The organism is Pseudobacteroides sp. (assembly GCF_036567765.1).
GTDB lineage: Bacteria > Bacillota > Clostridia > Acetivibrionales > DSM-2933 > Pseudobacteroides.
In genome coordinates this window covers 17,393-27,475 of the sequence record NZ_DATCTU010000128.1, presented here as the reverse complement: position 1 = coordinate 27,475, position 10,083 = coordinate 17,393, and the positions used below count along the sequence as shown (strand labels likewise).

General features: G+C 38.4%; 4 protein-coding genes and 1 CRISPR repeat array (1 of these 5 running past the window's edge). All 4 genes read right to left on the bottom strand.

The window, feature by feature from the left end; genetic code table 11:
* Positions 1-38: 38 nt before the first annotated feature.
* Positions 39-1,016, bottom strand: a complete 978-nt coding sequence (locus VIO64_RS22285) for an ABC transporter ATP-binding protein (protein WP_331921950.1) — start codon at positions 1,014-1,016, stop codon at positions 39-41.
* 2 nt (positions 1,017-1,018) lie between these two features.
* On the bottom strand, positions 1,019-1,801 hold the full coding sequence (locus VIO64_RS22280) for an ABC transporter permease (RefSeq protein WP_331921949.1): 783 nt from the start codon (positions 1,799-1,801) through the stop codon (positions 1,019-1,021).
* A complete protein-coding gene (locus VIO64_RS22275; protein ID WP_331921948.1) occupies positions 1,798-2,640 on the bottom strand; it encodes an ABC transporter permease in 843 nt (280 codons plus the stop codon). The genes VIO64_RS22280 and VIO64_RS22275 overlap by 4 nt, the downstream gene beginning before the upstream one ends.
* A 73-nt stretch (positions 2,641-2,713) precedes the next feature.
* On the bottom strand, positions 2,714-3,904 hold the full coding sequence (locus VIO64_RS22270) for an aldo/keto reductase (RefSeq protein WP_331921947.1): 1,191 nt from the start codon (positions 3,902-3,904) through the stop codon (positions 2,714-2,716).
* 394 nt (positions 3,905-4,298) lie between these two features.
* Positions 4,299-10,083: a CRISPR direct-repeat array (repeat unit 29 nt; unit sequence CTTTACATCCCACATAGTTAATGCCTGAC) (it continues 223 nt past the right edge of the window).

Below are 10,083 nucleotides of genomic sequence, written 5' to 3'. Positions count from 1 at the left end.
TTATTTAAATCTTATATTAATTATATCATGAAAGGTTTTTATTGTCCGTGGGTATAAAGGTCCTTTATGACCCCTTCAATGGGAAGCTCCTGCAGAGTCATGTCGCTTAATGTGCTGTTTTTGTTTATATAGTCAATGAATTTATTTAGCTCCATTATACTTACATCAAGCTCAAGCTCGGCATTATATTCCGATACCTTGTTCTTTAACTCTACACCCGGCATTTCCAATGACGGCAGCGGACCATGTGTAGTTATTGAAACCACCTTTTTTGTGCCAAGATGGCTTTTTAGTGCTTCAATAGAATTATCAAAGACCGTTTCACCGTGGTTTATAACTATGACCCTCCTTGCAAGCCTCTCCACATCCCCAAGGTCATGTGTTGTAAGTATAAATGTTACACCCTGTTTGTTCATTTCAAGGATGAACTCCCTTATCTTATCCTTTGCAATTACATCAAGCCCGATAGTCGGTTCGTCGAGAAATACTATCTCAGGATTGTGAAGCATTGCCATTATAAATTCGCACTTCATTCTTTCACCTAATGACAATAGCCTCGTAGGCTTTTTGATAAGATCCTGCAAGCTCAGAAGCTCCACCATGTAGCTGAGTTTTTTATTAAATTCGCTGTCGGGAATGGAGTATATGGCCTTGTTTAGATTGAAGGCATCAAGGGGCGGTATATCCCAAAGAAGCTGTGATTTCTGCCCAAACACCGCACCTATATGGGCCACATATTTTTTCCTTTGCTTCCATGGAGTATATCCCATGATATCAACTTTTCCGTCAGTAGGAAATAGAATTCCCGTTAAAACCTTAAGGGTCGTGGATTTGCCCGCACCATTAGGACCTAAAAATCCTACAAGCTCCCCCTTGTCAATATTGAATGATATCCCTTTTAGAGCTTCAACCAATTTGGTTTTCCTCACAAAGAGGCTTTTGACAGCCTCTCCAAATGAATTCCCCCGCTCATATGATTTATAAATCTTAGTCAGATTTTCAACTTTAATTAACATAATCAACCACCCGCACTATTATATCTTTTAAGCATAGCCTTCCAGAAAAGCAAGCTTAAGAACAAGAAAACAAAACTTACAACTACAGCATACAAAGTACCCTCAGCCGGCCTGCCCAACAACACCGATGCTGGTATAAAACCAAGCATTGCTACAGGCACTATGGAGGTTATAAATGTCTGAAGCATCTTGGAAAAAATATTGGCAGGATACATTCCGAAATTGGCCAGAGAGAAAAATATCTCATATACCCTGAAATTGGCTACCCACACAATACCCAGCCCCGATAATATAAGCCCAAATCCGAACATTACAACCAAAGACACTAAAAACAATGCACCAAACATGAGCCACTGGAATAAGCCGGGAAAAGGAATATTTACCAATGCAGCTGTAAAAAGCACTATACCCCCAATGAGCTTCCCAAGGTCTTCCGAGTCAAAGCCTGTTATGATAGCCATATGAAGCACCGACCTTGGTTTAATAAGCAGAAGATCAAAAGTACCCTCTCTTACCCGCTCTATTGTATTCCAGACTATGCCGAAGAAAAACGGAAATGATATGCCCCTCGACAAAAGGAATATACCCTGGATAAGCAGCACTTCATACATACTCCACCCTGGCAGTGAGGCTCCGTTTTTATACACGAGGTATGTTACAAAAGGTGTTATACCTTCCACCGCCAGCATGATTATTATACTAATAAAAAAGTCTGCCCTATATGCCATTCTTACTGCAAGAGCAGTCTTTATGCCCTGCAGGTGTATGTACATTGCATTTATCATGCCCCCACCCCCGTAAATCTTTTAGTACCCAGGTGCCATAAAAGCTTATATACCAAGTACATGGCAACCACTGACAAAGCTTGTAAGCCAACTATTTGAGGAATAGACATCTTAATTCCTGCAAGCTCGTATGAACCTATAAACACCCTTATGGGAACATAAGTTATAAACTGAAAAGGAAGAAAGAACAGTACTTTTTGCATTAAATCCGGAAACAGTGTCAGTGGTACAAATACCCCTGCACATATATCCCTCAGGACAAGAAAAGCTCTTCTAAGTCCCTCTGTCTTGGTCAGCCAGAAGCCTGTTATCCCGATACAATAGTTTGTCAGGAACACCAGTATAAAGCTTAGCGTTATTGAAACTAATGCCCAAAAAATATTGGCTGGCACAAGGTTGATTTTAAAAACAAACAAAAACAATAAATAAACCGGTATAAACTCAACCCATAAAGCCAATATCCTATGCCCGAGTTTCTGGGAAAATGCAAAATAGCTGTGAGTTACAGGCCTTAACATAAATGTTATAAACTTACCTGTTCTGATAAGCATTTGCAGATCCATATCGCTTGAGTCATATGTAAGGTAACCTATAACCGCTGAGATGCCAAAGTATACAAGCATCTGATTTAAGGTCAGGCCCGTCACTGTTTCACGTGTTGAGTATATGGCATTCCATATAAATACCTGTACAAGAAAAAAAACCGGTCCTACCAGTACTGACACAGCCATATGGCTCCTGTATGCAGCCCATTCCTTATATGTAGTTAATGCAGTGGCTTTTAAAATATTTATCTGCCTTTTTAGATTTTTGACTTGATTAAAATTTTTATCTCTCATGGTACAACCACCTAAATCGTTGATAAACTATTATAATAATTTATACAATCACTGTCAACCAAATTTTCCAATATTATTTTTTTCTGGTCAAAACCCTTCGGGCAATTGATGTCCCCCACCTGTACCAAAACGGCTCCATCCTCTTTCTTACATCATCCAAGGCTTCCCTTATTTTTATGTTTTGAGGACAATGTGTCTCGCACTTGCCGCATTTACTACATAGCCCTGCACCGCTTTGATCGTCAGACATCGCCCCTGAGCTTGTTATATACATTGTCATCCCGGCTATTCTCCCTAAAGAATACGATGCGTTGTGTGCAGCAAAGCAGCTTGGGATATTTACGTTTTTAGGACAAGGCATGCAGTAGTTGCAGCCGGTACATGGTATTTTATTGTATTTTTCGAAAATTTCATTTACCTGCCTTAGTGTTTTGTTTTCCTCAACTGAAAGCATGTGTGGATATGATGTGTCTGCAATATGCAGATTCTCTTTTACCTGTTCACTTCCATTCATACCCGATAATATAACCGTGACTTCAGGCTGATTCCACAGCCACCGAAGAGCCCATGCAGCTGGAGAAAGATCGGGGTTAGCCTTTCTTAAGAGTTCTACTGCCTCTTTAGGCAGCCCATTTGCCAATTTACCTCCTAAAAGCGGTTCCATAATTATAACAGCCATCCCTTTTTCGTAAGCCTTCTTAAGCCCAGTTACACCTGCCTGAAAATTCTCGTTTGCATAATTGTATTGAATCTGGCAAAAGTCCCAATCATAAGCATCGATTACTTTAAGAAATTCGTCTCTTATTCCGTGGAATGAAAACCCAACCTGCTTTATGGCACCTTCAGCCTTTCTGACATTTATCCATTCTCTAGCACCCATACTGCACAGCTTTTCCCACTGGGACAAACTTGTTATATTGTGCATCAAATAGTAATCTATTGTATCAGTTTGAAGCCGCTCAAGCTGCTTGTTAAAAATTTCATCAAAGTCTTGTGAGCTGCGGATATAAACCAAAGGAAGCTTGGTTGCTAAATATACTTTGTCACGCACCGAATTCTTTTTGAGAATGCTTCCTAATACTTCCTCGCTTCCACCATATATATAAGCTGTATCAAAGTAGTTTACTCCCTGTTTAATGGCCTCCAATACAATGCCTTCGGTCTTCTGCATATCTATAAAACCTCTGGTCCTTGGAAACCTCATGCAACCGAAACCCAATACAGAGAGCTCATTGCCGGATTTAGGGTCAATACGGTATTTCATAAACTCACACTCCCAATATCTAATACTTTCAAGAATTATATCATAAACATATATCTATTATCGATAAATATTTGATTGAGAATTAGTTACCTAAGTTTTGTACAAACATGAACATTGAAAATGTAATAAATTGGACTGCATAATATAACAGTAGGTGAGAACCATTCCCCTGTATTATTAATTCACCACAAAAAATAAAAAGAGGGGGTCTCACCTATGAAAAGTATAACCTTTACCACAGGTGAATTTAAAGAGGAAAAAACTTCCGCATGGCTTATTGCATTTATTAAAAATGAAAGAAAAAACCTATTCTGTTCACCATAAGTTTATAACATTGTTACTGTCCATCGTAATTGGCTACAGCTATACAAAAGACATTAATGAAAAACTTGTACTTTACATCCCACATAGTTAATGCCTGATCTGCTGCCGAATCTACAACACATCTTCTTAGTGGATACTTTACATCCCACATAGTTAATGCCTGACTGCTTTAACCTGTCTACAATTCCGATTATCCACTCCTTTACATCCCACATAGTTAATGCCTGACGATTGGGTATATGGATATTGCCTACTGCTATAAACAACTTTACATCCCACATAGTTAATGCCTGACCCCTACACTACATTATTAATTATCTCTTATAGCCTTCTTTACATCCCACATAGTTAATGCCTGACTAATGATGTAAACAACTGGCATCATTGCTGTAATTACTTTACATCCCACATAGTTAATGCCTGACTGATGGTCTTGGAACACAGAGAAACAAGAACTGTACTTTACATCCCACATAGTTAATGCCTGACTAGGCTTAATTTTACAGCCTTTATTTGATCCAAATCTTTACATCCCACATAGTTAATGCCTGACAGTTTTTTAGACCTTTTCTTCTTCGTTCGTTTCTAACTTTACATCCCACATAGTTAATGCCTGACTCATTAATATTTGAATAAAATATATTAATACAAGCCTTTACATCCCACATAGTTAATGCCTGACTGGGTGGCGGCTGAATCTGCAGAGCAGGCTAATGAGCTTTACATCCCACATAGTTAATGCCTGACTACCGGTTGCATTCCCGAATAATACACGGTCTTTAACACTTTACATCCCACATAGTTAATGCCTGACAGGCTGTGTTCTCCGAGGCATCAGCCTAATTAATTACTTTACATCCCACATAGTTAATGCCTGACATTGTTATCATCCTCTTTGTTGTTATTTTCTTCTTCCTTTACATCCCACATAGTTAATGCCTGACCGTAGTTATTGTCAAATCCAAATCCACACTCGCTTGCCTTTACATCCCACATAGTTAATGCCTGACGCTCATAGAATCAAAATCATGGATTGATTTCACCCACTTTACATCCCACATAGTTAATGCCTGACAATACTTTCCAAGTATCAAGTCAATAAGAATTAAAACCTTTACATCCCACATAGTTAATGCCTGACATGCCTCCTAGCATACCCATGATATTTCCTACTATCTTTACATCCCACATAGTTAATGCCTGACTTCAAGAACTCTTTCGGCAATAACTTTAGCAAAAGCCTTTACATCCCACATAGTTAATGCCTGACTAAAGAAAAATCATGTGAGTAATAAATGTGAGTGCTGCTTTACATCCCACATAGTTAATGCCTGACTATTGAAAAAAATTTAGCTGAGCACTTCATTGATTTTCTTTACATCCCACATAGTTAATGCCTGACGCTCATAGAATCAAAATCATGGATTGATTTCACCCACTTTACATCCCACATAGTTAATGCCTGACGTTGAAAAGATATTTAACAAACTTGGCAAGGCTGCCTTTACATCCCACATAGTTAATGCCTGACTTTCATCTCCTTTATCGTTTTTTACTTCGGGTTTACTTTACATCCCACATAGTTAATGCCTGACCTCTCCTCCTACCCTTGATCAGCTGTTTTTTTGAACTTTACATCCCACATAGTTAATGCCTGACATCTTTTCCCGCTGCTCGTCGTTTGTGTTTTTATCCCTTTACATCCCACATAGTTAATGCCTGACTGTTTGCCACTGTCTCAGCCCTTGCATCTAATCCTTCTTTACATCCCACATAGTTAATGCCTGACTGAATCATATTGCACATTAAATGTGATTGCTTTACCCTTTACATCCCACATAGTTAATGCCTGACTAAATTGTTTGGTATATATCTATTTTGCGGTTATTACTTTACATCCCACATAGTTAATGCCTGACAAGTTTGTCACATATAAGGGATTGTTCCATTATCTCAGCTTTACATCCCACATAGTTAATGCCTGACTAATTTGTCTTTTGCTATTAAGTTCTACTGTTATTCTTTACATCCCACATAGTTAATGCCTGACTTAGATGCACGTTAGCGTGCATAAATACAAATAACAACTTTACATCCCACATAGTTAATGCCTGACGGTACTATGATGGTCAATACAGCAGCAAATGCACTCTTTACATCCCACATAGTTAATGCCTGACTGGCTAAGCTTGTTTTTAGAATTGTCCAGTGGATAATCTTTACATCCCACATAGTTAATGCCTGACAGTTCCGCCCTTTACGAGCATGTCAAAGTATATACATCCCACATAGTTAATGCCTGACGATTAATAAGCTATGACAATAAATTGATCATATTTGCTTTATATCCCACATAGTTAATGCCTGACGATATTTTGGAGTTATTAACAGGTATTGAAATATATACTTTACATCCCACATAGTTAATGCCTGACCCTCTTCAATCTTTCTTAACAGTGTATCTTTTTTCACTTTACATCCCACATAGTTAATGCCTGACTGATTATTCTATTTATCCTCAATACAAGGAAGCATACTTTACATCCCACATAGTTAATGCCTGACTCTTTCTTCTCTGCACGAATGGCAGTAATAAGCACGCTTTACATCCCACATAGTTAATGCCTGACAGCTGACGCAGAAGTAGCCGAGAGCTTACATAAAACTTTACATCCCACATAGTTAATGCCTGACGAATGCTAAAGGGTTCTATAGCTATAACAAGTATAACTTTACATCCCACATAGTTAATGCCTGACGGCTGCATATGCTGCACACGCCACACCAAATACTGCTTTACATCCCACATAGTTAATGCCTGACGCTTTTGTGCTTGTGCCTGTTGATTGCGGTAACATCTTTACATCCCACATAGTTAATGCCTGACAAGTATATTTGATTCCCCTGGCTGCACTATAATGTGCTTTACATCCCACATAGTTAATGCCTGACGCCGTCTTAATCTCTATTTTACTATGTAGCCCTTTGTCTTTACATCCCACATAGTTAATGCCTGACAAGTGGTATAGGATTGGATACTATTTTTATAACTCCCTTTACATCCCACATAGTTAATGCCTGACGCTATGCTGCAAGGCTTCCCACGTACTACAAAAGACTTTACATCCCACATAGTTAATGCCTGACAATGTGAAATACACAAAGAAACTGCTAGGGAACTACTTTACATCCCACATAGTTAATGCCTGACATTTATGAACTTGAAAAAATAGAGTTTAAATTACAGCTTTACATCCCACATAGTTAATGCCTGACCAGATGAAAGAAAGGAACCTTCAGTATTTGCAATACTTTACATCCCACATAGTTAATGCCTGACGCTTTAATTCGCAATAGTAATCCGCTTCCTTTTTGCTGCTTTACATCCCACATAGTTAATGCCTGACAAATCCTCTAAAAGGCGTTTTAAATGAGTTCTTTCAGCTTTACATCCCACATAGTTAATGCCTGACGATCTTAAATGTATCTTCATATGCATCTCTTGCAAACTTTACATCCCACATAGTTAATGCCTGACTTACTATCAAGAAATGGGCGTCAATTATAGCAGCAATCTTTACATCCCACATAGTTAATGCCTGACTTGATCCTATCGATGTAGCAAGGGATGCAATGGGCCCTTTACATCCCACATAGTTAATGCCTGACCAGTCGGTCAGTTAGGAATGACCTACGATGAATACCCTTTACATCCCACATAGTTAATGCCTGACTTTTTGAAAAACTCTGAAAATAGTCAACAGGAATTGCAACTTTACATCCCACATAGTTAATGCCTGACAAAAAGCAACCTTTGAGTTTAGAGATATATCGTATAGGTGCTTTACATCCCACATAGTTAATGCCTGACTTTTTAAATGGGTTCTCGGGTTCTTCTATTTCAATCTGCTTTACATCCCACATAGTTAATGCCTGACTGAGAAGTTAACTGGAAAAGAAATACTTAACCAAACTTTACATCCCACATAGTTAATGCCTGACGACTTTATGGGAAAAGCTGCAAAACAAATTTATAACTTTACATCCCACATAGTTAATGCCTGACTGAAATTAAAAGTGCTTGTTTGTGGTCAAATAAACACTTTACATCCCACATAGTTAATGCCTGACGAGTTTATGACATATGAACTTGAAAAGGATGCAAACTTTACATCCCACATAGTTAATGCCTGACCCAAGAGGAAATTGATTCATTTACCAATGTTAAACGCTTTACATCCCACATAGTTAATGCCTGACAGCGATGGTCAAGTATCGGCTATTTATACTACATACTTTACATCCCACATAGTTAATGCCTGACGGTTATTGGGCAAGGGTTTGAAGGGGTTAAGTCTTTCTTTACATCCCACATAGTTAATGCCTGACTATCATCTGATTCTTTCCAACCTTCTTTGCTGCCATCCTTTACATCCCACATAGTTAATGCCTGACTTTGATTATGGTAACTATAATGATGTAAAAATTAACCTTTACATCCCACATAGTTAATGCCTGACAAGCTGCTGAACTTTCCACTGATAGTGCTAATCCTACTTTACATCCCACATAGTTAATGCCTGACCCCATACGACTTTGAATTTTCAGAAAGTAAGCCACACTTTACATCCCACATAGTTAATGCCTGACGCATCATACAATGATGAGACAGCAGAGAGATTTACACGCCTTTACATCCCACATAGTTAATGCCTGACACTTAATAAAATTGGTATTAAAGGGGAATTTGGGTTCTTTACATCCCACATAGTTAATGCCTGACTGGGCTGGCTCAATTGTTCTGTCGTTAATGGATTCGCCTTTACATCCCACATAGTTAATGCCTGACCGTTGAACGAATCAGCTTGAAAGGAGATAGTAAAACTTTACATCCCACATAGTTAATGCCTGACAGAAAACGTTAAAAAAGGTGATTTAGTAAAAATTCGCTTTACATCCCACATAGTTAATGCCTGACGGATTACTTCTGTTGCTGATTCGCTATTTTTTTCACTTTACATCCCACATAGTTAATGCCTGACGAAGGGAACATGATAAAACGACATTGGTTTAGATACCTTTACATCCCACATAGTTAATGCCTGACTATTAAGTGCAAACCCGGTAGCGACATAAGACTAACTTTACATCCCACATAGTTAATGCCTGACAGCCGATAAGTTAACAATATCATCACTTTGTCCTGTCTTTACATCCCACATAGTTAATGCCTGACCTTGAAAAGCCGTGTATAAAAGTATGTCAAGAGTGTCTTTACATCCCACATAGTTAATGCCTGACAAAAATATGAAGACTTAGCTTGCGAAATGATAGAAGACTTTACATCCCACATAGTTAATGCCTGACATATACAGCCAATAAAATACAGCCTATTGTGAGGACTTTACATCCCACATAGTTAATGCCTGACAGACATTCGTAAACCTCTAATCAATGCAATAGATTACTTTACATCCCACATAGTTAATGCCTGACCTCTCCTAAATATTCGTGTTCGTAGCTTTTTGGCTCTTTACATCCCACATAGTTAATGCCTGACTGATTCAGAAAGCTTTAATAAAATTATTGCTTCTCCTTTACATCCCACATAGTTAATGCCTGACGATTATTGTTAACTATATATCGTCAACTATCTTTACCTTTACATCCCACATAGTTAATGCCTGACCAAGAGGAAATTGATTCATTTACCAATGTTAAACGCTTTACATCCCACATAGTTAATGCCTGACCATGTTCAAGTAGTTTCATTGTGGATGTATTATATGCTTTACATCCCACATAGTTAATGCCTGACCAAATAGCAATAGGAGTGGCAATATAAGGAGGAACTA